The sequence below is a fragment of the Flavonifractor sp. HCP28S3_F3 genome (assembly GCF_052065355.1).
Classification (GTDB): Bacteria; Bacillota; Clostridia; order Oscillospirales; family Oscillospiraceae; genus Flavonifractor.
Window position 1 is genome coordinate 64,162 of sequence record NZ_JBQHUF010000015.1, and the last position, 24,338, is coordinate 88,499.

Consider the following 24,338-nt stretch of genomic DNA (forward strand, 5'->3'; position numbering starts at 1 on the left):
AGTAGACCATACAGTTCTGTCATTTTTTACGTACACCTGTCAGCTTATCCGGTTTTTGCCCCATAATTTGGTGGAAAACACGCAGCATAAAACAGGAGCGGCGCTGCTGATGCAGCGCCGTTCCTGTTAAAACTTCTATATTTTATGTGCCGTGACCTGCCGGAATTACAGTGTCTCCTCCAGCTTGGAGCGGATGGCCTTGAGGAAGTCCAGGGAGTTGACGCCCTTGGCGGGGGTCTCCCCTTCCCACAGGCCCACCAGATCCTTGGTCATGACGCCGCCCTCGATGGTGGCGATGGTGGCCGCCTCCAGCTTGTCAGCAAAGTCCACCAGGTTCTGGATGCCGTCCAGCTCGCCCCGCTTGCGGAGGGCGCCGGACCAGGCAAAGAGGGTGGCCACCGGATTGGTGGAGGTCTCCTCCCCCTTCAGGTATTTATAGTAGTGGCGAGTGACGGTGCCGTGGGCGGCCTCATATTCGTACTTGCCGTCGGGGCTCACCAGCACGGAGGTCATCATGGCCAGGGAGCCGAAGGCGGTGGACACCATGTCGCTCATCACGTCGCCGTCATAGTTCTTGCAGGCCCAAATGAAGCCGCCCTGGGAGCGGACTACGCGGGCTACCGCATCATCAATGAGGGTATAGAAGTACTCGATACCCAGTTCGTCAAACTTGGCCTTGTACTCGGCGTCAAAGATTTCCTGGAACAGGTCCTTGAAGGTGTGGTCATACTTCTTGGAAATGGTGTCCTTGGTGGCAAACCACAGGTCCTGCTTGGTGTCGATGGCATACTGGAAGCAGGAGCGGGCAAAAGAACAGATGGAGCTGTCCTTGTTATACTGGCCCTGGAGCACACCGCCGCACTCAAAGTCATAGATGGTCTGGCGGAACTGCTCGGTACCGTCCTCACCGGTGAACACCAGCTCGGCCTTACCGGGGCCAGGCACCCGGTACTCGGTGGACTTGTACACATCGCCGTAAGCATGACGGGCGATGGTGATGGGCTTCTTCCAGGTTTTGACCACGGGAGAGATTCCCTTCACCATGATGGGGGCGCGGAACACAGTGCCGTCCAGAATGGCACGGATGGTGCCGTTGGGGGACTTCCACATCTGGGAGAGCTTGTACTCCTCCACCCGCTGGGCGTTGGGTGTAATCGTGGCGCACTTCACCGCCACACCATATTTCTTGGTGGCCTCGGCAGAGTCGATGGTCACCTGATCCTTCGTCTCCTCCCGGTAGGGCAGCCCCAGATCATAGTACTCGGTCTTCAGGTCGATGAAGGGCAGAAGCAGCTCGTCCTTGATCTGCTGCCACAGCACCCGGGTCATCTCGTCGCCGTCCATTTCCACCAGGGGGGTGGTCATCTGAATCTTTTCCATGGTCTCCTCCTCGATCTGATGAAATTCTTTATCGAGGCAAATTATACCTCCATCTGCTGAAAAAGGCAACTATTCTTTGGGAAACCATTTGGTTTTTCTTGCATTTCCCCCGTAAAGGAGCTATACTTGCTTCCGTGCGCTTTCAGACTCTGTCTATATTTATCAGAAATCGAGGTCGAATCCCTGTGTTCAGCAAATCTGCCCTGCGCAGGCTTATCCTGCCCCTGATCATTGAACAGCTCCTCTCCGTCATGGTAGGCATGGCGGATATCGTAATGGTCTCCGCCGCGGGAGAGGCGGCAGTATCCAGCGTAGCTCTGGTGGACCTGATCAACGTGCTCATTCTCAACATCTTCGCCGCCCTGGCAACTGGCGGCGCGGTGGTGTGCGCTCAGTCCATCGGCGCCGAGCATCTGGACCGTGCCAACCGGGCCGCCAATCAACTCATGTACATCCTGTCCGCCGCCTCCCTGGCCGTCATGGCCCTGGTGCTTCTGCTCCACCGGCCCCTGCTGGGGCTGCTTTTTGGACAGGTGGAACCGGCGGTGATGGAGGGAGCCATCACCTATTTCGTCATCTCCGCCCTGTCCTACCCCTTTATCGCTCTATACAACGGCTGCGCCGCCCTGCTGCGGGCTATGGGCAACTCCAAAGCCTCTATGCTGGTGTCCGCCTGGATGAACGGGCAGAACATCGTGGGCAACGCCATTTTTGTCTACGGTCTCCACCGGGGAGTGGACGGCGTGGCCTGGTCCTCCCTGCTCTCCCGGATCGTGGCTGCCGTCATCATGCTGATACTGCTCCACAGCGGCCGCAATCCGGTGCGGGTGAAGGGGCTGCTCTCCTTCCGGCTGGAACCGGAGATGATGGGCCGTATCCTGCGCATCGGGGTACCCAACAGCCTGGAAAACAGCTTCTTTCAGCTGGGCCGGGTACTGCTGGTGAGCCTTATTTCCACCTTTGGCACTGCTCAGACTGCCGCTAATGCGGTGGCTAACAACATTGACAGCTTCGGCGTCATTCCCGCCCAGGCCATGGGTCTGGCTCTCATTACCGTGGTGGGCCAGTGTGTGGGGGCGGAAGCCTGGGACCAGGTGCGGCGGTACACCGTTAAGCTGATGAAGCTGGCCTATCTGTTCACCTGGGCCCTCAACACAGTGTTGCTGCTCAGCCTGCCTCTGCTTCTGAAGCTGTACAGCCTGTCTCCGGAGACCCAGTGGTACGCCACCGTCCTGATCCTGATCCACAACGGCTGCGCGATGCTTCTATGGCCCGCAGCCTTTACCCTGCCCAATGCCCTGCGGGCCGCCGGGGATGTAAAGGTACCCATGGTCATCTCGGTGTGCTCCATGGTGGCTGTCCGGCTGGCGTGCAGCTATATTCTGGGAATCCACTTCGGCCTGGGCGTCATCGGTGTCTGGATCGCCATGGTGGGCGACTGGGCGGTGCGGACCCTCTGTTTCCTGGTCCGGATCCGGCACACCCTGTGGAAGGCTCATCCCTGAGCCTTACCAGATTCCCAGCGCCCGCTGCATCCCCAGGCTCACCGCGGTAATGGCCGCCCAGCAGCAGGCACCCATCAGAATCGGCTTGCCGCCGGTCTTTACCAGTTTGACGATATCGGTATTCAGACCGATGGCCGCCATGGCCATGATGATGAAGAACTTGCTCAGCTCCTTAAAGGGGGCGAACACACTGCTGCTCACTCCGGCTCCCAGGCAGAGAGTGGTGAGGATGGAGGCCAGCACAAAAAACAGGATAAAGAAGGGGAAAATCTTGTTGATCTGGAAGCTTCCCTCCCGCTCTCCCCCGTCCCGCTTGGCCCGTACCACCCGGAACAGAGCCAGCGCCAGGGTGATGGGAATGATGGCCAGGGTGCGAGTCAACTTAACGATGGTGGCGGTATCCAGGGTGTTGGCCCCGGGGTGCATCCCGTCCCAGGCGGCAGCCGCTGCCGTCACCGAGGAGGTGTCGTTCACCGCAGTGCCGGCAAACAGACCGAAGCCCGCGTCGCTTAGGCCCAGGATGCTGCCGAAGGTGGGAAACAGCAGGGCAGCCGCCACATTGAACAAAAAGATTACTGAGATGGACTGGGCGATCTCCTCGTCATCCGCTCCGATCACCGGGGCGGTGGCGGCAATAGCGGAGCCGCCGCAGATAGAGGAGCCCACCCCCACCAGGGTAGAGATATTGGTGGGCACCCGCATCAGCTTATGGAGCACAAAGGCCGTCACCAGGGAAGTAGTGATGGTGGAAATAATGATGGGAAGAGAAGTAAGTCCCACCCGTGCCACCTCCGACAGGTTCATGCCGAACCCCAGCAGCACCACTGCCAGCTGCAGAATGTATTTGGAGGTATAGGCGATCCCAGCCTGGGTCCGCTTTTTCTCCCGGTAAAACAGGGCGATCACCATGCCCGCCAGAATGGCGAACACCGGCCCGCCCACCACGGGAACTGCCTTGCCTAGCAGCCAGCAGGGGATGGCCACTGCCAGGCACAGCAGCAGGCCCATGCTTCTCTCTCTCCATTGCTTCATTGCAATTTGCTCCTTCCAACATTTACATTTGTCAGAGCCAGTATACGCCCCCCGTTGTATCATGTAAAATGATAATATTTTATTGCACAATAAATATATGTTATGTATCCAGAACACTTGCCGCCGGTATACTTTTCCTGTATAATGTGTCAGAGTAACCGTTGGGTAAAAAGGAGCGTTTTTTATGCTGCAGACTGTAATTCCTCAGGGGTATGCCCCCTGTCTGAATTTGTACGATACGCAAAAGGCCATCGGCCTGCTGAAGCGTCTGTTTGAGGACACTCTGGGCGGCGCCCTCCATCTCCGCCGGGTATCCGCACCTCTGTTTGTGGAGGCTTCCACCGGTCTGAACGACGATCTGAACGGAGTAGAGCGGGCAGTTTCCTTTGACATTCCCGACGCCGGACGGGACGCTCAGGTGGTCCACTCTCTGGCTAAGTGGAAGCGTCTGGCCCTGTACCGCTATCAGTTTTCGGTAGGCGAGGGCTTGTACACCGACATGAATGCCATCCGCCGGGATGAGGAGCTGGACAACCTCCACTCGGTGTATGTAGACCAGTGGGACTGGGAGAAGGTCATCGCTCCCCGGGACCGGAATGAGGCCTATCTGAAGGACACCGTGCGCACCATTGTCAAGGCTATGGCGGAGACTCAGTCCACTCTCCGTTCGGTGTTTCCCCAACTCACCGCTCTGCCTCCCCTTGACACCGAAGTGTCCTTCGTCACCACCCAAGAGCTGGAGGATCGCTTCCCTGAGCTGAGCCCCAAGGAGCGAGAGGATGCCTGGGTACGGGATCACCACACCACCTTCCTCATGGGCATCGGCGGAGCCCTGAAGTCAGGCAAGCCCCACGACGGCCGTGCGCCGGACTATGATGACTGGACCCTGAACGGCGACATTTTGCTGTGGAATCCGGTGCTGGAGCGTGCCTTTGAGGTATCCTCTATGGGCATCCGGGTAGATCCCGCGGCCATGGACCGGCAGCTTACCATCGCCGGGTGCGACAACCGGCGGGAGCTGTCTTTCCACAAAATGCTGTTGGAGGGCAAGCTGCCCCTAACCATTGGCGGCGGTATCGGCCAGTCCCGGCTGTGCATGCTGCTGCTGGGCAAAGCCCATATCGGCGAGGTGCAGGCCAGCGTCTGGGACGAGCAGACTATTCAGGCCTGCCAGGATGCCGGGGTCATTCTGCTGTAAGACATAAAAAGAGACCTGCCTAGGCAGGTCTCTTTTCTGTTTTATGGACTGTCGAACAGCTCCGCCAGCCGCTCGTCGCCGCCAAACAAGTTGTTGTATTGCACGCATTGATAGTCCTGGATCAGGGGCGTATAGTCGTTGGTCTCCAGGTGGCTGTAGGCATGGCCGCTTTGATCCAGATAGCCTACGAAGGTAAGTGCGGGCAGCTGCTCCTGAAGCTGCCACAGGAAATTCCCATAAGCAGTGCTCTCAATACCCGCATACCGCAGCAGGTACTGCCCCAGGAAGTTGAGGCTGGTGATCTCCGGCCCCTCCTCCGGCAGAGGATAGTTGGCCCAGATGACAAAGGGTACAAAATACTTTTGCATGTACTCCCCCATGTTCATCTGCTCCTGGGTCACACCATAGGCCTTGTCCAGGAACGCCTGCTCCAGGGAGGGTTGGTGGTCACCGAACATGACGATGATGGTGGGCTCCTCCTGCTGCTGAAAGTACTCCACCAGAGTGCGGAAGGCCTGGTCGGTCTTGTTCGCCAGGGTCAGGTACTGCTCCGCCATGGGGTACAGGCCCGGCACGTCAGTAAGGGTAACCTGGGCAGGATAATCCGCGGCGGTATAGCCGCCATGGTTCTGGATGGTGACATTGAAGAGAAACAGCGGATCGTCTCCCTGCCGGTGCTCAAATTCCCAGATGATCTGCTCAAAATCAGACTGGTCGCTGACATAGCCGTGCTCAAAGCTCTGGGGTACGTCCATGTCCGCACCGCACTTGTAGTTGTCAAAGCCCAGGTTTGGGTAGGCCCGGTCTCGCTGCCAGGAGGTGTAATCTCCGGGATGGAAGGCCAGGGTTCATACCCCTCCGCCTTCAGGCGGGAGGCCAGGGAGGCCGTGTGGCCCAGCACATACTGCTGGTAGGGGATGCTGCCCGAGGGCAGGAAGGCCATGGAGTTTCCGGTGAGGAACTCGAACTCGCTGGCGCTGGTGCCCGCGCCGAACACCGAGGTATAGGCGTGGCCGTACACGGCGTTGTCCAGGGAGGATATGTAGTCGGTGACACTCTCGCTGAGGGAGAGGTTGCCGTAGTACTCAAAGTCAGCCCAGGACTCATTCATGATGGCGATGATATTGGGCCGTTCCACCGGCACCTCTGCCGGTTCTGCCGGCTCCACATCCTCCATGATCTCCTCCACGTGCTCCGCCGAGGGGTCCTCCGGCTCATCCACCTCCAGGAATTCGGTGTTACGCAGGAAGGCCGCCAGGCAGCCCCCCGTCCGGTAGGAACCCGCCGGGTCCCACACGTCGGTTTTCACCGAAAAGTGCTCCAGCTTTTGGGTGGGAAGGATCTGTGTCAGGCACAGAAGCCCCGCCCCCAGGCATAACAGCCGCAGGGGCCACCGCTTCCCGGTCAGGCGCAGAAGGGCCTTGTGTTCCTCCTTGTGGAGGAACACAACCAGGGCCACCATCAGGATGATGGCCGCCGCCATCTGCCAGGTGGGGACAAAGCAGTAGTTCCCCGCCACATCGGCGGCAGTACTCAGCGCGGAGAAGTCCCAGGGCAGGATGGGAGTACCCCGAAAGGAGTTCACAAAATAGTTGGCCGCTCCCCACAGCCCGGCGGCGATGTGGATGCCGATACAGCAGGGGGCGATGCGCCCCACCAGGGCGCACAGGAGCCAGAACAGCAGGGCAACGCACAGTGCATTAGCCAGGGTGGGTCCCAGGCCCATGTTCCAGGGCAGGGCACCGTAGGTAAACTGCATGAGCCAGACAGCGGTAAAGGGCGTCAGCAACAGGAATCCAGCCTGCCACAGGCCGGTTTTTATCAGTTTGGAATGAGTCTCTTTTACTTGCATAGGGTTCTCCTGTCAGAGGGATATAGGCTGTGATTATACCGCAAGATCCCCGTTCTGTCAAAAAAACTCCCGTCCGGACAGTCCGGACGGGAGTCTTTTCATGTTTTTCCAAAGACGCGTTACACGCTCTCCGGGTCCTCCAGGTGTCCGCCGAAGGCTTCCACCGCACGGGCGTCGGCCTCCCGCTTCTCCTCAATGGCCTCCTTCAGGAGCATATCCTTCACCTTCATCAAACGAATGGTATTGGACCGCTCGTTCTCATCCAGCTTCATGGTGATATACTTGATGGCTTCCTCCATCTGAGGGATCTTCACATACTCCAGGGCGTTAACACGGCGGCGGGTCTTTTCGATCTCCTCCGCCAGCAGCTGGGAGGTCTTTTCGATCTCGGCCAGCTTCAGCATATCCTGGAACACGCCGGACAGGGCGTCCACGGCGCCGTCCAGCTCACCGGAGGTGGCGGCAAAGCCGTAGGGGTAGATCTCCCCGGCGTCGTCGCTCTTGGTCTTGAAGTGGTAGATGGGCACATCCACGCTCATGATATTCTGGAACGTCATGTCCAGCTCCACACTCTGCTTGGGGTACATCAGGGACTGCTCCAGCATCTCGCTGGACATCAGGGCGGAGGCCACGGTGAAGGAGCCGTGGGCTTTCATCAGCCCCTCCTCCACTTTCTTTCTCAGCGCCCGGTTCTCCCGCACCACGTCCATGAACTGCTTCATCAGCTCATCCCGCTTATCCTTCAGCAGCTTGTGGCCCCGGATGGAGGTCTTGAGCCGGGTCTTCAGCCGGGTCAGCTCCTGCCGGGTGGGGTTCACGTTAATGGCGGGCATATCTTATCCCTCCTTTTTCGGGAGGTATTTCTCGATATACTCCGGCTTGATGCGCTTCAGCTCCGCCTTGGGCAGCAGGCTCAGCAGCTCCCAGCCCAGGTCCAGAGTCTCGATGACGGAACGGTTCTCGTCCACGCCCTGGGAGACATAGCGCTTCTCAAACTCGTCGGCAAACTTGGCGTACTGCAGATCGGTGGGAGACAGGGCGGCCTCGCCCAGGATGCTCATGAGCTCCTTGTTCTCCTTACCGGTGGAGTAAGCGGCGAACAGCTGGTTCATGGTACCGGCGTGATCCTCACGGGTCTTGCCCACGCCAACGCCCTTATCCTTCAGACGGGACAGGGAGGGCAGCACGTCCACCGGGGGATTCACGCCCTTGCGGTACAGCTCGCGGGACAGGATGATCTGGCCCTCGGTGATATAGCCGGTCAGGTCGGGAATGGGGTGGGTCTTGTCGTCCTCAGGCATGGTCAGAATGGGGATCATGGTGATGGAGCCGGGCTTGCCCAACTGACGGCCGGCGCGCTCGTACATGGTGGCCAGGTCGGTGTACAGGTAGCCGGGGTAGCCGCGGCGGCCGGGGACTTCCTTCTTGGCCGCGGACACCTCGCGGAGGGCCTCGGCGTAGTTGGTGATGTCGGTGAGAATGACCAGCACGTGCATGCCCTTCTCAAAGGCCAGGTACTCCGCGGCGGTGAGGGCCATACGGGGTGTGGCGATACGCTCGACGGCGGGGTCATTGGCCAGGTTGGTGAACAGCACGGTACGGTCGATGGCGCCGGTGCGGCGGAACTCCTGCACGAAGAAGTCGGACTCCTCGAAGGTGATACCGATGGCGGCGAACACCACGGCGAAGTTGGCGGCATCATCGCCCAGCACCTTGGCCTGACGGGCGATCTGAGCGGCCAGGGCGGCGTGGGGCAGACCGGAGCCGGAGAAGATAGGCAGCTTCTGACCGCGGACCAGGGTGTTCAGTCCGTCGATGGAGGAGATGCCGGTCTGAATAAACTCGTTGGGGTAGTCACGGGCGGCGGGATTCATGGGCAGGCCGTTGATATCACGGTACTCCTCGGCCATGATCTCGGGGCCGCCGTCGATGGGACGGCCCATGCCGTTGAACACCCGGCCCAGCATATCGCCGGACACGGCCAGCTGCAGGGGGTGACCCAGGAAGCGGATCTTGGACTGGGCCAGGTTGATGCCGGCGGAGGACTCAAAGAGCTGAACCACGGCGTTGTCGCCGTTGACCTCCAGCACCTTGCAGCGGCGGATGGTGCCGTCGGGCAGCTCGATCTCGGCCAGCTCGTCGTAGGTGACGTTCTGGACCTTGCGCACCACCATCAGGGGGCCGTTGATCTCCTGGATCGTACGATATTCACGAATCATGCCTCAGCACCTCCCTTGGCGGCAATAGCCTCGATCTCTTCCTCCATCTCGCGGGCCATCTCGGCGTAGACGGTGGGGAACTGATCGTCGGGCACACTCTTGGCCCGGCCCATCTTCTCACGGAAGGGGATGGTGAACAGCTCGGACACGTTGGCGCCCTTCTCGATGGCGGCCCGGCACAGCTTGTCGTAATCCAGGATCATCTGGATCATCTTGTCCTGGCGCTCGTAGCTGGAGTACCAGTCCACTTCCATGAAGCCGTTCTGCTGCAGGAAGTCCTCGCGTAGCATCTTGGCGGTCTCCAGAGTCAGCTGGTCGCCGGCAGACAGGGAGTCCTTACCGACCAGCTGCACGATCTCGTTCAGGCTGGCCTCCTCCTGGAGGATGGCCATGGATTTATCCCGGTTTGCCATGAACTGGGGACCCAGGTTCTCGTCATACCAAGGCTTCAGGGAGTCCAGGTACAGAGAGTAGGAGTTCAGCCAGTTGATGGCAGGGAAGTGACGGCGGTAGGCCAGGGAGGCGTCCAGGGCCCAGAACACCTTGACGATACGCATGGTGGCCTGGGACACGGGCTCGGACAGGTCGCCGCCGGGAGGGGATACGGCGCCTACGGCGGTCAGAGAGCCGCGGCGGTCGCCCTCGGAGCAGATGCACTCCACCATGCCGGCCCGCTCGTAGAACTGGGCCAGACGGGAGGACAGGTAGGCAGGGTAGCCTTCTTCGCCGGGCATCTCTTCCAGACGGCCGGACATCTCACGCAGAGCCTCGGCCCAGCGGGAGGTAGAGTCGGCGATGACGGCCACGTCGTAGCCCATGTCGCGGAAGTACTCGGCGATGGTGATGCCGGTGTAAATGGACGCCTCACGGGCGGCCACGGGCATATCGGAGGTGTTGGCGATCAGCACCGTCCGCTTCATCAGGGACTCGCCGGTGCGGGGGTCAACCAGCTCGGGGAACTCCCGCAGAACGTCGGTCATCTCATTGCCGCGCTCGCCGCAGCCGATGTAGATCACGATATCCACGTCGGACCACTTGGCCAGCTGGTGCTGCATGACGGTCTTGCCGGAGCCGAAGGGGCCGGGGATGGCGGCGGTACCGCCCTTGGCCACGGGGAACATGGCATCCACGATCCGCTGGCCGGACAGCAGGGGCTTGCGGGGGGGATACTTATGCTTATAGGGGCGGCCCACACGGACGGGCCACTTCTGCACCATGGTCAGCTCATGGCGCTCGCCCTTCTCGTCCACCAGGACGGCCACGGTGTCCAGCACGGTGAAGGTGCCGGACTGGATGGACTCGATGGTGCCGCGCATGGTGGGGGGAATCATGATCTTGTGGAGCACCACGCTGGTCTCCTGAACGGTGCCGATGACGTCGCCGCCGGCCACCTTGTCGCCGGGCTTGGCAACGGCGTTGAACTCCCACTTCTTCTGGCGGTCCAGAGCGGGCACTTCCACGCCGCGGGGCAGGTTGTTGCCCCCGGTCTTCTTCATGATCTCCTCCAGCGGGCGCTGGATGCCGTCGTAGATGTTCTCAATGATGCCGGGGCCCAGCTCCACGGACAGGGGAGCGCCGGTGGTCTCCACCACCGCGCCGGGGCCCAGGCCGGAGGTCTCCTCGTAGACCTGGATGGAGGCGGCGTCGCCGTTCATGGTGAGGATCTCACCGATCAGGCGCTGCTCACCCACGCGGACCACGTCGGCCATGTTGGCGTCGGTCAGTCCGGTGGCCACCACCAGCGGGCCGGAGACTTTCACGATTTTTCCGCTCAATGTTTCAACCTTCTTTCTCATCGGGACAAGCTGCGCATCCCTCGCCCCGGTGTAAACACCAGGGCTTGCTCGCTCCGCTGTCCCTCCTCCTCCCCGTCCGACCCGCTTGCGCTGGGCTCGGCCGGGGGCACGGGCGGCCAGGAAGGCCGCCTCTGTTGGCCTCGCAGAGTTTCCGGCGTATCACGCCGGAAAGAAGATCACAATCTGTGCGCAGCAGGACATGCGCCTGCGGAGCACACCCCCGCTTGCTCCGCCACCGGCGGGCAACCACCCGCGCGAGCGCGGGTGAGGGGGGTATCGAAGGCGGTTTCCTTGGGAACCGCCTTCGTATCTAGGGGGGACAGCGTCCCCCCTGGAAGGTCAGAGAATATCCGCGCCCACGGCGCGCTCCACGGCGCTCTTCACATTGGCCATGCCGATGCCCAGAGAGCCATCCTTGCCGGGGATGAGGATGATGGCAGGAGTCAGTTCGTCCTTGTACCGGGCGATCTCCGGCCCCATGCCGGCGGCGTACTGCTCGGTGAGATAGATCACCGCGTAGTTTTCCTTGGCCAGCTCGTGGAGGGTATGCTTTGCCTCCTCCACGTTCTCGGCGGGAAACACGTCCAGGCCCAGGGCTTTGAAGCCCAGCACGCTGTCCTTGTCTCCCAGCACTGCGATTCTGTACTTAGACATAGGCTTCACGCAGCCTTTCCCGGATGGTATCCGCGTCCAGGCCCGCCATGCGGCCGGACAGAATGGTGCGAATGGCGGTAAACTCGCTCTCCCTGGCGTACAGGTAACCGATCACCGCCTGCTCCCCGAAGGGGATACGGCGGGCCTGCGCCAGGTAGTGCATCACCGCGTCGTCGCACATGCGCTCAAAGCCGGTGAGCTCCCCGCTGCCGGGGGCAGTGAGAGCGGTACCGGCCTCCGCGGCTGCGCTCAGCGGCCCGGCCCGGAACACCGCGGCCAGGTCAGCGCCCTTGCCGGAGGTCAGGGTGTGTACCTCCACATTACCGCCGCTCAGCAGCACCTGGCTGAGGAAGTCGCTTCCCTTGCCCATGCGGGCCGCCCGGACGGCGGAGCGCAGGTTGGTAGCGTCAATCAGCAGTCTGACGTAGCCCTGGAGGAAGCTGCTGCCGGTGGCCTCAGCCGCGGCGCGCATCTCCTCAAAATAGGCCCAGTCCAGCACGAAGTCGGCCAGCTGGGGGTCTCCCCCGCCGTTGAGCAGCTCCCGCGCCTGGACAACCGCCTGGCGGAAGGGATCGGTAAAGTCCCGCAAACTGTCACGCTGGAAGGCATCCTTGATCTGGGCGGCGGTCCAGCGCCCCCCTTCCATCAGCAGCCGGTCGGCCTCGATGCCCACGGCGGCAGCCTTGATGAGGGTCTTGGCGTTGTGGTAGTCGTATTTCATCTGAAAAATCTCTACCAACCGCTTATCAGGCACCGCACCCTTCAGCTCCTTATACAGAGCGCCCCGGGCGGCGGAGAGCATCTCGTCCAGCGCCCCGTGGGTGAGGGCGGACAGCTCACCGTAGCCGCACTCAGTCAAAACCTTGGCGGCCTCCTCGTCGGTGCGGGCCTCCAGCATCCGCTCCATCCGCTCCCGGGTCAGCAGGCGGTTCTCCATGGCCCGGATGCGGGCGGATATGGTAAGATAATCCGTATCTTTGATCTTAGTCAAACCATTGCCTCCTTACTTGTAAGGAGCGCATCAGTCAAAGAGCACCTTGGCGACCTCCCGGTCCATCTCGCCCCGCTGGAGGCGTACCAGGGTCTCAAAGGTACAGTTGACCTCCACGTCCCCGTCGCTGAGGATGAGGCCTCCCTTGATGGGCCGGGTCTGCTCAGACATGGTCAGGTGCCCGTCGCCCAGCTTCTCGTTGGCCTGGGTGACCACCGCCTTGCCGTAGCGGGCACGGTCCTTCTGGGAGAAGATGACCGCCTCCCGGCCGGTGGAGGACGCCTTCACCGCCAGGCCGGCCAGCAGATCCACGTACTCCTTGTCAGGCAGGTTGAGCAGCTTCTCCAGCGCCAGGTCGTAGGCCTTGGCCAGCATCTCCTGCTTGGCAGCCAGCTCCAGCTTGCGGGCGTCCAGCTGGGCCACACTGGCCAGCCGCTCCACCCGCTCGTCGGCGTTGCGCCGGCCACGGGCCACGATCTCCTCGCTCTCCCGCTGGGCCTGGGCCTCATACCGGGCGGTAATCTCGTCGGCCTGCCGGCGGGCTTCCGCCAGAATACCGTCGATCTCCCGGCCGGCGTCCTGGGCGATGCGCCCGGTGATTTTCTCAATTCCGTCCATAACTCGCCTTTCTGCTTCTTAGAAGCCGAACATGATCATCAGGAAGGAGATCAGCAGGGACAGGATGGCGTAGAACTCCACGATGATACACAGCACCATGCCCTTGGACCAGTCGTTGGGGTTCTTGGCCACGATGTTGACGGAGGCAGCAGCCACGCGGCCCTGGGCGATACCGGAGAGCAGGCCGCCGAGCGCCATGGGCAGGCAGGCAGCCAGGATCAGCAGGCCGTTGGCCACAGTCAGGTTGGCCACGGTGCCGTCGAACAGGCCCATCTTCATCAGGGCCAGGAAGCCGATAACCAGGCCGTACAGGCCCTGGGTGCCGGGGATAACCTGCAGGATCATGCACTTGGAGAACTGAGAGGGATCTTCGGCCAGCAGACCAGCGCCAGCCTCACCGGCCAGGCCGGTACCTTTCGCGGAGCCTACGCAGGCCAGGCCTGCGGCCAGAGCGGCGCCCAGGAAACCAAAGAAGGGGCCGGCGTAGGTAGTCAGAAATTCACCGAATGTCATGTTACTGTTCCTCCTTAATGTCGACAAATTTTGTCGCAATGTTCAGGGGCCGCCAGGGGCGTCCGCCCTCTTCATAGAACTGCTTGAAGAATTCCAGGTACTGCAGACGGGATGTGTGCACGTAGGTGCCAATCACGTTCAGGCCGATGTTGAAAGCGTGGCCGATGATGAAGATCACAAAGAAGATGGGGATGCCGATGGCCGGGGGCAGACCGCCGCCGGGCATGGCGCCCAGGATGTTGAACACCTGGCCGATAACCGAACCGGCCAGCATCATGACCATCAGACGGGAGTAGGAGAGGATGTCTCCAAAATAACCCGTCACACCGTTGTACACCGCGCCGATGACCGCCGTCACCTTGCCAAAGCCCTTGGCGTTGCGGCTCTGGCCCAGCAGCATCAGGCAGCCGATAATGAGCACCACGGGATACCCCGCCACATTGCCCACGCCCAGGGCGAACAGGCCGATACCCACAAAGATGACCCACCAGGTACCGATGTCCAGAATGGCATCCACCACCTGGCCCCGGCGGCAGAGCATCCAGAACTTCACCGCCATGCCTACCACGATCTGCACCAGGCCTACCACCAGGGCAAACACCAGCACGGTCATGGGTTCGTTCATCACGTCCAGCAGCGGACGGGGCAGATTGCTGCCATCCGGCACGGAGAGGAAGGGCACCGCCGGCTGGGGCAGGCCCAGCATATCGGTGAACTGTACCAGGAAATCGGAGAAGAAGCCGCCGGTCAGCAGGCCGATCACCGCGGAGGAAATACCGCACATGATCATCAGCCGGATCAGCTGACCGAAGCCCCCCTTGGGCTTGACTTTCAAATTGATGAACAGACAGGCGCCGGCCAAAATCAGGCCGTAGCCCAGATCGGCAAACATGAAGCCGAAGAAGAAGATATAGAACGGAGCCATCAGACCGTTGGGATCCACTCCGTCATAGGCGGGCAGGGAGTACATCTCAGTGATGGTGGTCAGCGGCTCGGTGAATTTGTTGTTCTTCAGCTTCACCGGTACCACCGGGTAATCCTCCGGCGCGGGGTCCTGGGTCTCCCAGCAGCAGTCGAACTGAGCCAGCTGCTCAGTGAGCTTCCCCTCGTCGGGGACAGGCACCCATCCCTCCAGGAAGAAGGCGGTACTGCTGTCCAGCAGGCGGCAGCGGGCCTCCTCCCGGGCGATCTCCTGATCCGCCCGGTCCAGGCCCTGCTCCAGAGCCCCTTTCTTTCCGGCGTAGGAGCCCACCTGGGCAATGGTATCCTCCAGCATCTTGGCCGCGGCGGCCAGCTGCGCATCCAGCTGCTTGTCGTTCTCCGCCGCCGTTCCCGTCCAGCCCCGCAGGGCCGCCCGGGAGAAGCCGTACTCCTTCAATACCTCCTGGCAGGCCTCCTCCACACTGCGGTGGCAGAGGAACACCAGATACTTCAGCTCCCGGTCCTCACCGGCCCTCATCAGCTCATACAGGTCGGTTACGGCCTTAAGCGCACCCTCCAGGGCATCCAGATCCACCGCCGCAGCCACGGTACCGAACTGCACCGCCACCTCCGGCGTGGAGGCCGTCTCCAGAGGGATATCCAGCGCCAGCCAGGGCGCCAGCGCCAGCTTTTGGGTCTTCAGCTTGTTCTGCTCGGCATACAGAGAGGAGATCTGCCGCTCCAGCTCCACCAGCCGCCCGGCATCCGCCAGGGCCGCCTGGTAGGCGTCGTCGTCAAACAGCTCCGCCTCCGTAATGACCGGCCTGGGTGTCAGGAATCCGCCCTTCTGCTTGGGCCCGTATTTTTTCAGGGTCTTCAGGGCGTTCTCCACGCTGGTCCGGGCGTCCCTGGCCCGGTTCAGCTCCCCGGTGTCCGGCCGCGTCAGCGCCGCCCAGTCCGGGTCACCCGATCGGTCCCCGGGCTCGTCGATCTCCACGCAGCCCAAATGCTGAAGCAGCCGCAGCATGGCCGGACGCTGGTCCTGCATGCCGATGAGCCGCAGCCGCTTCATTTTCACAATGGACATCAGTTCTTCACTACCCTTCTCACGATGCTCTCAGCGGCATCGGCCAGACGTCCTTCCGCCTTAGCCCGCAGGCCGTCGCAGACCTGCTTGGTCTGCGCCATTACCTCCGCCGCGTGCTCGGCCGCCTTCGCCTCCGCCTGCTGCAGGAAGCCCCGGGCCTGGGCCTCCGCCTGGGCCTTGGCTTCCGCCAGATGTGCCTTGCCTGCCCTCTCGGCCTCCGCTACCATGCGCTTGGCCTCCGCCTGGGCCTCCGCCTTGCGGGCCTGATTGTCCTGCTCGGCTTGGGTCACCTGCTTAATCGCTTCCATTGACATGCTTTCACCGCCTTTCCGCATCTGGTTATCCCACAGGAATAAACTTCCGATGATACTTGCATCATACTTCAAACCCGCGCTAATTTCAAGTTTAAAATTGTGAGTTTAGTTTTTTGACTAAGTCTTTTAAACTGCAAGTTCTGTTTTTATGCAAGTTTACCCTTGCATACACGTCAATTTTCCGCCTTTTGAAACTAAAATATTTATTTATGCCAAAAAAACATTTTTTCGACGTTTTTATATGAAAAACGCCCGCTCGAGAGAACGGGCGTTTATTCAGCTTTGAGACGGCAGAACAGCCCATTGCGTACCGGCAGGATCACCGGGTTCGGTAAGGATGGCAGCCACCGGCACGCCGTTCAGCATGGGCAGGGGCTCCTCCCCCTCCTGAGCCGCCAACACCCGGTCAGCCCGGGTCTCCAGCAAGCTGACAGTCTGACCACTGCCGTCGCTTTCGCCGGAAAGTACACTTTGGCTGCTCACTACCGACACCTTCACGTCCGGATAATCGGCCAGGGCGGTCTCCAGCTCCTGGAAGAAGGTCTCCAGGGGACCGGTCAGGTCATCGGGATTGTAATTGTCACTGGTACGAATATTGTCCAGGTTTCCCCGGGTGGGAAAGCCGCAGTTGTCCAGCAGGATCTCGTCAAAGCCCAGCTCCGCCAATTCCCGGCAGATGCCCGTCACATAGGCCCGGGCTTCCGCGCTGGCAGGACTGAGCCAGCGGTAGTCCGCATCGTCCCGCCAGTTGCCGCTGCTCTTGGGGATAGAGATGGATCCGTGTTCCCGAGGCACTGTATTGTCCCGGAAGCAGGATACCCGGGCCACGGTATACAGATCTCCGCTGTTAAGCAGCTGAATGGCCGCGTTGATGGCCGGGTCAGAGGCAGAGACCTGGGTCTCCTGGGCCAGCGCCTGCTGAGAAATATAACCCAGGCTGCCGTCATCCGCCTTCATGTCAAAGATGGCGGCAGTGGCTCCCGCCTGCTCCACCTGGGCCTGGGCGGTACCGTCATACAGGGCGGTACGCTCCAGCGTAACACCTCTGAAATCAGGCTCCGGTTCAGGGGTCTGCGTAGCCTCCGGCGTACTCACCACCACCGTCGGGGCAGGGGTCTCCGGATCCGGGTCCTCATCCTTCTCCTGGAAGAAGGGCAGATCCAGCCGCACACCGTCGGAAGAATATACAATATAAGGTTCCAGGAAAAACAGCGCCGCCACTGCCGCAACCAGCAGCAGGATCAGCATCACAATGAGTATCTTTAAAAAGGTTGCAAACCGGTTCCGGCCGTGGTATGCATCATATCCGTCCCGTTTCACCTGCGTCCCCCTCTTCCTTTCCCTTCAGCACAGGCAGTCGGACCTTAATACTCTCCCTCTTCTGCCCGAACCAGAGCCTCGTCCAGCTTCTGCAGGGCAGTGGCGATCAGTGCCCGGTCCTCCTCAGGCATGGTGTGCAGGAGGGAGTCAAAATATCCACCCACATCGGTGGATGCCTTGTCCCGCAGGGCGGCATACTTCTCCGTCGCACATACATAAATCACCCGCCGGTCCAGCTCGCTGCGCTGGCGTTTGGCCAGGCCCAGCTTCTCCAGCCGATCTACGATGCCGGAGACGGTGCTGTTGGCGCTCCCCGTCCGCTCAGCCAGGGTACTGATGGGGATGGGGTCTCCTTCTCCCAGCACGGTAAGCACCAGTGCCTGGGGAAAGGTCAGGTTCAGACGGCCGAAATGGCTGCGGAACTGCTGGGACATGTGCTGCGTCAAACGCAGATAGGACATAAAGATATCGGGCTGTTCCATGTTATTGTTTGGGCTCCTTTCTTTATCCGTCCGCCGGGGACAGGCTCATCCCGCGGCAGGAGTGGCCATCCGGTCCAGCAGGACCGCCAACTGGGCGCGGGAAGCCAGGCCATTTGGATCGATCTTACCGCCGCTTCCCTCTAACCAGCCCATGCCAATGGCGTGCTGCATACCCTCTTTGGCCCAACTGCTGATCTGATTGGCATCACTGAACAGGTTCAGCGCGCCCTCCGCCAGTTTGACACCTTTATATTGGTCGTAGCGGGTGAGGAGCACCGCCAGTTCCTGTCGGGTGACGTTCTTATCCGGGTCAAAGCCGCCCTTGCCGTTGCCGTCGGCGATTCCCTTCTCCTTGGCCCAGGCCACAGCCGAGGCATACCAGGCGTCTGCGGCTACGTCGGAGAAGCCGGAGGCAGAGGCGGCAGCGGGCTTGCCCTCCATCCGCCACAGAACCGTGACTACCGTAGCCCGGGTCACATTGTTCAACGGGTAAAAGTGGGTGGAATCCACTCCAGTCATGTATCCTTTTTCCGCAGCGGCGTTCACCTCGGCGGCATACCAGGCACCGTCCGGCACGTCCACAAACGTCCCCGCGGCCGCGGCAGGGAGGGCCAGTCCCACACACAGGCTCAGGGCGCAGGCCAGCGCGGTCCACTTCTTCTTCACTTCGATCCACATCCTATCTACACTAAAATTTCTTATATTTTACGACATGGATTTTAAAATTTTGTGAACAATGAAAAGCCTGAAAGAAATTTAAGGATTTTTGTAAAAAACGGGAGGGTTTTCCCCTCCCGCAAGCGGTTTATAGGCTCTTTAAATAGCCAGTGCCCAATCCATCATCACCAGCAGTCCGAAGCCGGGCACGCCCAGCAGGCCAAGCACCAGCGCATTGGCCAGGTTTACGCCCAGGCGGAGCCCGATGGACCCGCCTACCAGGCTCACCAGGTAAAGCACACCCAGGCCCACTCCCGTCCGCAAGGCAAGACGCATCAGCGCGTTCAGCGGCCGCCGCAGGGCCGCCAGTGCCAGTGCCAAAATCAGCCCGCCTACGATCCATGGCAGGGCGTCCAGAAACCAATCCATTCCGCCACCTCCTCCGGCTGTGCCAGTCCCTTGGCAGCGGGTCGCCCCATTCTCTTATGCCTGCTCCGCGGCGCCGTCCAGTTCCTTCAGCCGGCGCAGCAGATAGGAGTACCGGGACTGAAGGGCATTGATCTCATACACGTAGGACTCGATCAGGTCCGGGTCCCCGACGGCGTTGAAGCTCTGATAGGCCTGGGCGATCTGTCGGTTGGTCTGGGCCAGACATTCCGCCAGGGTCCGCCGGTCCTCCTCCCGAGGGTCTTCTCGTCTCCGGCGCAGAGTGAAGGGCCGCGCTGTTTCCGTCATGGTGTGTTCCTCCCTCCGGGTATTCCCGTTCTGGTGTTATTCTACGCCTAGTCTGGACAAATATGACAGGCTTTATTCCGTTTTTTTCCTGGCATAGCCCAGTACAGGGTGCACATACTAGGCTCGGACAGGCAAGAGTTCCGCCTTCCGCATCTCCTTTTAAGCCGGTGCCGGGTGAGCTCACCCTCTGGCGAAAGGCGAAAGGAGCAGAAGAAGGAAGGGAGCACAAGCCTGCCCCTTCCTGGGACAAAACCGTCCCAGTGCAAAAGCCGCCGGGCAGAAATGCCCGGCGGCTTCGATTTTGCTCATGTTCCTGTTTCTTGACACTTTGGCCCGGTTTGAGCTATTATAATATGATGCAGTACATGATTTTGGAAAGGTGAGAGGAAGGTCCCATGGCTAAGTCTACTTCCCCCAAAGGTTACGGAAACGACTCCATCTCCTCCCTGAAGGGAGCCGACCGGGTACGCAAGCGCCCGGCTGTTATTTTCGGCTCCGACGGGCTGGAGGGCTGCGAGCACGCCGTTTTTGAAATTCTGTCCAACGCCATCGACGAGGCCCGGGAGGGCCACGGCTCCCTCATCACCGTCACCCGGTATGAGGACAAGTCCATCGAGGTGGAGGACTTCGGCCGGGGCTGCCCGGTGGACTGGAACGAGAAGGAGCAGAAATACAACTGGGAGCTGGTATTCTGCGAGCTGTACGCCGGTGGCAAATACAACAACAACTCCGGCGACAACTACGAATACTCCCTGGGTCTCAACGGCCTGGGCTCCTGCGCCACCCAGTATGCCAGCGCCTGGTTCGACGCGGTGGTGCACCGGGACGGGTATGAGTACACCCTCCACTTTGAGAAGGGCGAAAATGTAGGCGGGCTGAAGAAGGAGCCCTACTCCGGCAAAAAGACCGGCTCCAAATTCCGCTGGCTCCCCGACCTGGACGTGTTCACCGACATCGACATTCCGGTAGAGTTTTACCTGGATGTGCTCAAGCGGCAGGCGGTGGTCAACGCCGGAGTCACCTTCCGGTTCCGCAACCAGGTGGGGGGCAAGTTCGAGACCACCGATTTCAAGTATGAAAACGGCATCGAGGACTATGTGAAGGAGCTGGCAGGGGAAAATCCCCTGACCCAGCCGGTATTCTGGCAGACCGAGCGGAAAGGCCGGGACCGGGCGGACAAGGACGAATATAAGGTGAAGCTGTCTGTGTCCTTCTGCTTCTCCAACACCGTGCAGGTCATCGAGCACTACCACAACTCCTCCTGGCTGGAGCACGGCGGTTCCCCGGAGAAGGCGGTGAAGAGCGCTTTCGTCAACGGCATCGACGCCTATCTGAAGGCCCAAGGCAAGTATCAGAAAAACGAGAGCAAGATCACCTGGGCCGATGTGGAGGACTGCCTGGTCCTGGTGAGCAACAACTTCTCCACCCAGACCTCCTATGAGAACCAGACCAAGAAGGCCATCACCAACAAGTTCGTCCAGGAGGCCATGACGGAGTTTCTCCGTGCTCAGCTGGAAGTCTATTTTATCGAAAACCCCTTCGACGGTGCCAAGATCGCCGAGCAGGTGCTCATCAACAAGCGCTCCCGGGAGAACGCCGAGCGCACCCGACTGAACATCAAGAAAAAACTGTCGGGCAGCGTGGACATCTCCAACCGGGTACAGAAGTTTGTGGACTGCCGGACAAAGGACACCACCCGCCGGGAGCTCTACATCGTGGAGGGCGACTCCGCTCTGGGCAGCGTCAAGCTGAGCCGGGACGCGGAGTTCCAGGGCATCATGCCCGTCCGAGGCAAGATCCTCAACTGCCTCAAGGCCGACTACGCCAAGATCTTCAAGAGTGAGATCATCACCGACCTTTTGAAGGTACTGGGCTGCGGCGTGGAGGTCCACGACAAGCACGCCAAGGACATGGCCGCCTTCGACCTGATGAACCTGCGGTGGAACAAGATCGTCATCTGTACCGATGCCGACGTGGACGGCTTCCAGATCCGCACCCTGATTTTGACCATGCTCTACCGGCTCACTCCCACTCTTATTCAGCGCGGGTACGTGTATATCGCCGAGTCCCCTCTGTATGAGATCAATTATAAGGAGAAGACCTGGTTTGCCTACTCCGACGCGGAGAAGAATGAGATCGTCAACGGGGAGCTGGCGGGCAAGAAGTGCTCCATCAACCGGTCCAAGGGTCTGGGCGAGAATGAGCCGGACATGATGTGGCTCACCACCATGAATCCTGAGACCCGACGGCTCATCAAGGTCATGCCCGAGGATGTGGAGAACACCGCCCGGGTCTTTGACCTGCTGCTGGGTGACAACCTCCAGGGTCGAAAAGATCATATCGCGGAAAACGGATACAAATATTTGGAATTGGCGGATATTTCGTAAGGATTGCGGGCCGGGATCTTGTCAGATCCCGGCCCGTATCTCATTGCAAATCCAACTGTCCCTTGCTATAATCAAAGTGCATCGTATTCGACAGAATACAAATTCAGATCAGGAGGGATCACCTTGAGGAAACTGCTTTCTTGCGGCCTCGTCCTGGCGCTCTGCGGGAGCCTGCTCACCCCCGCATTTGCCGCCGACGAGGGAATGACCCGGGGTGAGCTGGCGCAGCAGCTGGTACAGCTGTGCGGCTACACCCAGGAGCTGGAGACCTACGAGGCCCAGCCCAGCATCTACACTGACGTGGCAGACGACGCCGCCTATCAGGGAGCGGCCAACCTGCTCCACGACAAAGGCCTGATGCAGGGCAGCGGCGGCGGGGCCTTCCAGCCCCAGCGCACCGCCACCCCGCTGGAGGCGGCCACCGCTCTGATGCGCTGGATGGGCCTCAGCGATGGACAGATCGGCGCCTGGCCCAACGATTACAGCGCACTGGCCGACAGTCTGGTACTCACCGCCGGCGATGTGCTCACCGCCGATAGCCTGACCGAGATGGCAAAACTGGCGGCCCAGTACCGGGAAACCATCCAGGCCGAGACTCCCGAGCCGCTCTTCGTCAACGGTGAGGCTCAGCCCATCTTCCCCTATGACACCATCATCCGGGAAGTGGTGTACGTAGAGACCCCCGTGGACACCGACAGCGACGGCAAGGCCGACCTGGTCAAGGTGCTGATCCAGCGCCCCGCCGCTACCGAAGAGGGTATGAAGGCCGCCTCTATTTTTGAGGCCCGGCCCTACTCCGCCGGCTGCACCGACGCCTATGACCTGGATACCTGGAACGCTCACATCGTGGACGCCCAGCTCACCCAGGCCCAGCAGTCCACTAGCACCACCAAGGCCGACTGGGACTGGACGACTGTTGAGACGGAAGACGCTCAGCTTACCCGCCAGACCGTCACCGGCTCCGGCGACGCCGGGAATGGCGGCGACGTGTGGGAGACCACCGAGAACGTGGATTCCTATGACTACTGGCTGGTTCGGGGCTACGCCTACGTGTCCTGCGCCGGCCCCGGCACCTTGGGCTCCGACGGCTTTGAGACCTGCGCCAGCGCCGACGAGACCGCTGCCTTCGCCGCAGTGGTCCAGTGGCTGGCCGGTGACGAGAGCGTGAAGGCCTACACCGACAAGACCTCCGGCATCGAAGTGAAGGCCGATTGGTCCAACGGCAATGTGGCCATGAGCGGCCAGTCCTATGCCGGCTCCACTGCCTTCGCGGTGGCCTCCACCGGCGTGGAGGGTCTGAAGACCATCGTACCCCGTGCAGGCATCGCCAGCTGGTATGACTACTACCGCTCTCAGGGCACCGCGGCGGGCGGCCTGTACTACCCCGGCGACGACTGCAACATTCTGGCCGACTACTGCATGTCCCGCCAGCTGGACGAGGGGGATTATGCCTCCATCCAGGCGGACTATGAGGCCTATCAGGCCCAGATGATCCAGGATCAGGACGCCCTTTCCGGCGACTACAACTTCTTCTGGGACGAGCGCAACTACACCAACGGCGCGGAGAATCTAAACTGCTCCGCCCTCATCATCCACGGCCTCAATGACTTCAACGTGCGGCCCAAGCAGTTTGATCTGATGTACGACGCCTTCCAGTCCGCCGGACAGGAGGTCAAGCTGGTGCTCCACCAGGGTGCCCACATGACCCCCGACCAGATCGACGGTCTGGACCTCAACGGCATCCTGGGCCGCTGGTACGCCCATTACCTCTACGGTGTGGACAACGGCGCGGAGGACGAGTCCAACGTCCGCATCCAGAGCAACACCGACCTGACCTGGACTGGCTACGACAGCTGGGGCAGTGAGGATACCGTTCGCTTTGACGCCGGTGTGGGCCAGAAGGCCTTCTCCAGCAATCTGTCGGCCACCAGCTTCGACACCTCCCTGGCCGATGTGGACGAGGGCTGGATCGAGTACTGCTCCGACATGGCTTACGCCTGGGAGGAGGATGTGATCTCCGGCACCACCAACGCCAGCGTGGTATATACCTTCGATGTGAAGGACGACCTGCACATCAACGGCACCCCCACCGTCACCGTCAAAGCCAGCGCCGACCAGCCCACCGGCATTCTCAGCGCCATGCTGGTGGATCTGGCTCCTGAGGGCGGTATGCAGGCCGTCATGCTGGAGCAGTACGGCGAGGGCGTGGCCACCGAGACGGTAGAGAGCGGTGCGGTATGGCAGGGCGGCGGCCTGGCGGCCAAGGACCTGGAGCAGTTCGCCCTGACCCAGACCGACCATAAGATCATCACCCGCGGCTGGATGGACATCCAGAACCGCACCTCCATCTACAATGTGGATGTGGTGGAGCCCGGCGAGTTCTACACCTTCCAGCTGGAGCTCCAGCCCATTGATTACACCGTGGAGGCCGGACATCAGCTGGCCCTGGTGCTCTACTCCACCGACCCGGAGGTCACCTACTGGCCGGAAACCGTCACCGCTTTCACGGTGGACAACACCGGCACCTATGTCACCATCCCTGTTATCCAGTAAATCCTTCCGGCGGTCTGTGTGATACGCAGACCGCCGGTCATTTTTGCGCTTTACGCCGATGAATTGCGTTTTTTTTAAAGGAATGATATAATCCTAACCACTGAACAAGGCCGAACGGCCAGCC

The 24,338-nt window shown here is 60.8% G+C and carries 20 protein-coding genes and 1 pseudogene; 4 read left to right on the forward strand and 17 right to left on the reverse strand.

Going from position 1 to position 24,338, the window contains the following annotated elements:
* Positions 1-165: 165 nt before the first annotated feature.
* On the reverse strand, positions 166-1,380 hold the full coding sequence (locus ACTNB1_RS12845; protein WP_441169991.1) for an NADP-dependent isocitrate dehydrogenase: 1,215 nt from the start codon (positions 1,378-1,380) through the stop codon (positions 166-168).
* A gap of 185 nt (positions 1,381-1,565) precedes the next feature.
* Here ACTNB1_RS12845 and ACTNB1_RS12850 point away from each other — a divergent pair, with 185 nt between their 5' ends.
* Positions 1,566-2,885: an MATE family efflux transporter gene (locus ACTNB1_RS12850; protein WP_441169992.1), complete on the forward strand. Its 1,320-nt coding sequence runs from the start codon at positions 1,566-1,568 to the stop codon at positions 2,883-2,885.
* A 3-nt stretch (positions 2,886-2,888) separates the two neighbouring features.
* Here ACTNB1_RS12850 and ACTNB1_RS12855 read toward each other — a convergent pair whose 3' ends face one another.
* On the reverse strand, positions 2,889-3,917 hold the full coding sequence (locus tag ACTNB1_RS12855; RefSeq protein ID WP_441169994.1) for a YeiH family protein: 1,029 nt from the start codon (positions 3,915-3,917) through the stop codon (positions 2,889-2,891).
* Between the two features lie 184 nt (positions 3,918-4,101).
* Here ACTNB1_RS12855 and asnA point away from each other — a divergent pair, with 184 nt between their 5' ends.
* Positions 4,102-5,115, forward strand: a complete 1,014-nt coding sequence (gene asnA, locus ACTNB1_RS12860) for an aspartate--ammonia ligase (RefSeq protein WP_441169996.1) — start codon at positions 4,102-4,104, stop codon at positions 5,113-5,115.
* Positions 5,116-5,156: 41 nt separating this feature from the next.
* Here asnA and ACTNB1_RS12865 read toward each other — a convergent pair.
* The 15 genes and pseudogenes from ACTNB1_RS12865 to ACTNB1_RS12935 form a co-directional block, all read right to left on the reverse strand.
* A pseudogene (locus ACTNB1_RS12865) lies at positions 5,157-6,967 on the reverse strand (LTA synthase family protein).
* Positions 6,968-7,086: 119 nt separating this feature from the next.
* On the reverse strand, positions 7,087-7,800 hold the full coding sequence (locus ACTNB1_RS12870) for a V-type ATP synthase subunit D (RefSeq protein WP_441169998.1): 714 nt from the start codon (positions 7,798-7,800) through the stop codon (positions 7,087-7,089).
* A 3-nt stretch (positions 7,801-7,803) separates the two neighbouring features.
* On the reverse strand, positions 7,804-9,186 hold the full coding sequence (locus ACTNB1_RS12875; protein ID WP_441170000.1) for a V-type ATP synthase subunit B: 1,383 nt from the start codon (positions 9,184-9,186) through the stop codon (positions 7,804-7,806).
* Positions 9,183-10,982 (reverse strand): V-type ATP synthase subunit A, encoded by a 1,800-nt coding sequence (locus ACTNB1_RS12880; protein WP_441170002.1) that lies wholly within the window; start codon positions 10,980-10,982, stop codon positions 9,183-9,185. Before ACTNB1_RS12880 ends, ACTNB1_RS12875 begins: the two co-directional genes overlap by 4 nt.
* Positions 10,983-11,321: 339 nt before the next feature.
* Positions 11,322-11,636, reverse strand: a complete 315-nt coding sequence (locus ACTNB1_RS12885; RefSeq protein WP_130870677.1) for a V-type ATP synthase subunit F — start codon at positions 11,634-11,636, stop codon at positions 11,322-11,324.
* Positions 11,629-12,627 carry a V-type ATPase subunit gene (locus tag ACTNB1_RS12890; protein WP_441170004.1) on the reverse strand — a complete coding sequence of 333 codons (999 nt, stop codon included), beginning with the start codon at positions 12,625-12,627 and terminating at the stop codon, positions 11,629-11,631. Before ACTNB1_RS12890 ends, ACTNB1_RS12885 begins: the two co-directional genes overlap by 8 nt.
* Before the next feature lie 30 nt (positions 12,628-12,657).
* Complete coding sequence (locus tag ACTNB1_RS12895) at positions 12,658-13,245, reverse strand: V-type ATP synthase subunit E (protein ID WP_441170006.1); 588 nt, start codon at positions 13,243-13,245, stop codon at positions 12,658-12,660.
* An 18-nt stretch (positions 13,246-13,263) separates the two neighbouring features.
* Positions 13,264-13,758 (reverse strand): V-type ATP synthase subunit K, encoded by a 495-nt coding sequence (locus tag ACTNB1_RS12900; protein WP_441170008.1) that lies wholly within the window; start codon positions 13,756-13,758, stop codon positions 13,264-13,266.
* Between the two features lies 1 nt (position 13,759).
* Positions 13,760-15,766 (reverse strand): V-type ATP synthase subunit I, encoded by a 2,007-nt coding sequence (locus tag ACTNB1_RS12905; protein WP_441170010.1) that lies wholly within the window; start codon positions 15,764-15,766, stop codon positions 13,760-13,762.
* On the reverse strand, positions 15,766-16,080 hold the full coding sequence (locus ACTNB1_RS12910; protein ID WP_441170011.1) for a hypothetical protein: 315 nt from the start codon (positions 16,078-16,080) through the stop codon (positions 15,766-15,768). The genes ACTNB1_RS12905 and ACTNB1_RS12910 overlap by 1 nt, the downstream gene beginning before the upstream one ends.
* A gap of 276 nt (positions 16,081-16,356) precedes the next feature.
* The gene (locus ACTNB1_RS12915; protein WP_441170012.1) at positions 16,357-17,400 is read right to left on the reverse strand and encodes a putative glycoside hydrolase; all 1,044 of its coding nucleotides are present in this window, start codon (positions 17,398-17,400) and stop codon (positions 16,357-16,359) included.
* 44 nt (positions 17,401-17,444) lie between these two features.
* Complete coding sequence (locus ACTNB1_RS12920; RefSeq protein ID WP_441170014.1) at positions 17,445-17,882, reverse strand: MarR family winged helix-turn-helix transcriptional regulator; 438 nt, start codon at positions 17,880-17,882, stop codon at positions 17,445-17,447.
* Between the two features lie 45 nt (positions 17,883-17,927).
* On the reverse strand, positions 17,928-18,548 hold the full coding sequence (locus ACTNB1_RS12925; protein ID WP_441170015.1) for an S-layer homology domain-containing protein: 621 nt from the start codon (positions 18,546-18,548) through the stop codon (positions 17,928-17,930).
* A 150-nt stretch (positions 18,549-18,698) separates the two neighbouring features.
* A complete protein-coding gene (locus ACTNB1_RS12930) occupies positions 18,699-18,968 on the reverse strand; it encodes a pro-sigmaK processing inhibitor BofA family protein (RefSeq protein ID WP_441170017.1) in 270 nt (89 codons plus the stop codon).
* Between the two features lie 54 nt (positions 18,969-19,022).
* Entirely contained in the window at positions 19,023-19,274 is a 252-nt protein-coding gene (locus tag ACTNB1_RS12935) for a DUF2508 family protein (protein WP_441170019.1), read from the reverse strand.
* A gap of 395 nt (positions 19,275-19,669) precedes the next feature.
* On the opposite strand from ACTNB1_RS12935, the gene ACTNB1_RS12940 reads away from it, so the two are divergent.
* Complete coding sequence (locus ACTNB1_RS12940; protein ID WP_441170021.1) at positions 19,670-21,661, forward strand: DNA gyrase/topoisomerase IV subunit B; 1,992 nt, start codon at positions 19,670-19,672, stop codon at positions 21,659-21,661.
* A 123-nt stretch (positions 21,662-21,784) separates the two neighbouring features.
* Positions 21,785-24,214: a CocE/NonD family hydrolase gene (locus tag ACTNB1_RS12945; protein WP_441170022.1), complete on the forward strand. Its 2,430-nt coding sequence runs from the start codon at positions 21,785-21,787 to the stop codon at positions 24,212-24,214.
* Positions 24,215-24,338: the final 124 nt, after the last annotated feature.

Excerpts from the sequence above, each read along its gene's own strand:
- asnA (WP_441169996.1), top strand. The coding sequence starts at position 4,102 with ATGCTGCAGACTGTAATTCCTCAGGGGTATGCCCCCTGTCTGAATTTG.
- ACTNB1_RS12930 (WP_441170017.1), bottom strand. The coding sequence starts at position 18,968 with ATGGATTGGTTTCTGGACGCCCTGCCATGGATCGTAGGCGGGCTGATT.
- ACTNB1_RS12895 (WP_441170006.1), bottom strand. The coding sequence starts at position 13,245 with ATGGACGGAATTGAGAAAATCACCGGGCGCATCGCCCAGGACGCCGGC.
- ACTNB1_RS12885 (WP_130870677.1), bottom strand. The coding sequence starts at position 11,636 with ATGTCTAAGTACAGAATCGCAGTGCTGGGAGACAAGGACAGCGTGCTG.
- ACTNB1_RS12900 (WP_441170008.1), bottom strand. The coding sequence starts at position 13,758 with ATGACATTCGGTGAATTTCTGACTACCTACGCCGGCCCCTTCTTTGGT.
- ACTNB1_RS12880 (WP_441170002.1), bottom strand. The coding sequence starts at position 10,982 with ATGAGAAAGAAGGTTGAAACATTGAGCGGAAAAATCGTGAAAGTCTCC.
- ACTNB1_RS12910 (WP_441170011.1), bottom strand. The coding sequence starts at position 16,080 with ATGTCAATGGAAGCGATTAAGCAGGTGACCCAAGCCGAGCAGGACAAT.
- ACTNB1_RS12875 (WP_441170000.1), bottom strand. The coding sequence starts at position 9,186 with ATGATTCGTGAATATCGTACGATCCAGGAGATCAACGGCCCCCTGATG.
- ACTNB1_RS12845 (WP_441169991.1), bottom strand. The coding sequence starts at position 1,380 with ATGGAAAAGATTCAGATGACCACCCCCCTGGTGGAAATGGACGGCGAC.
- ACTNB1_RS12920 (WP_441170014.1), bottom strand. The coding sequence starts at position 17,882 with ATGGAACAGCCCGATATCTTTATGTCCTATCTGCGTTTGACGCAGCAC.
- ACTNB1_RS12870 (WP_441169998.1), bottom strand. The coding sequence starts at position 7,800 with ATGCCCGCCATTAACGTGAACCCCACCCGGCAGGAGCTGACCCGGCTG.
- ACTNB1_RS12935 (WP_441170019.1), bottom strand. The coding sequence starts at position 19,274 with ATGACGGAAACAGCGCGGCCCTTCACTCTGCGCCGGAGACGAGAAGAC.
- ACTNB1_RS12905 (WP_441170010.1), bottom strand. The coding sequence starts at position 15,766 with ATGTCCATTGTGAAAATGAAGCGGCTGCGGCTCATCGGCATGCAGGAC.
- ACTNB1_RS12940 (WP_441170021.1), top strand. The coding sequence starts at position 19,670 with ATGGCTAAGTCTACTTCCCCCAAAGGTTACGGAAACGACTCCATCTCC.
- ACTNB1_RS12855 (WP_441169994.1), bottom strand. The coding sequence starts at position 3,917 with ATGAAGCAATGGAGAGAGAGAAGCATGGGCCTGCTGCTGTGCCTGGCA.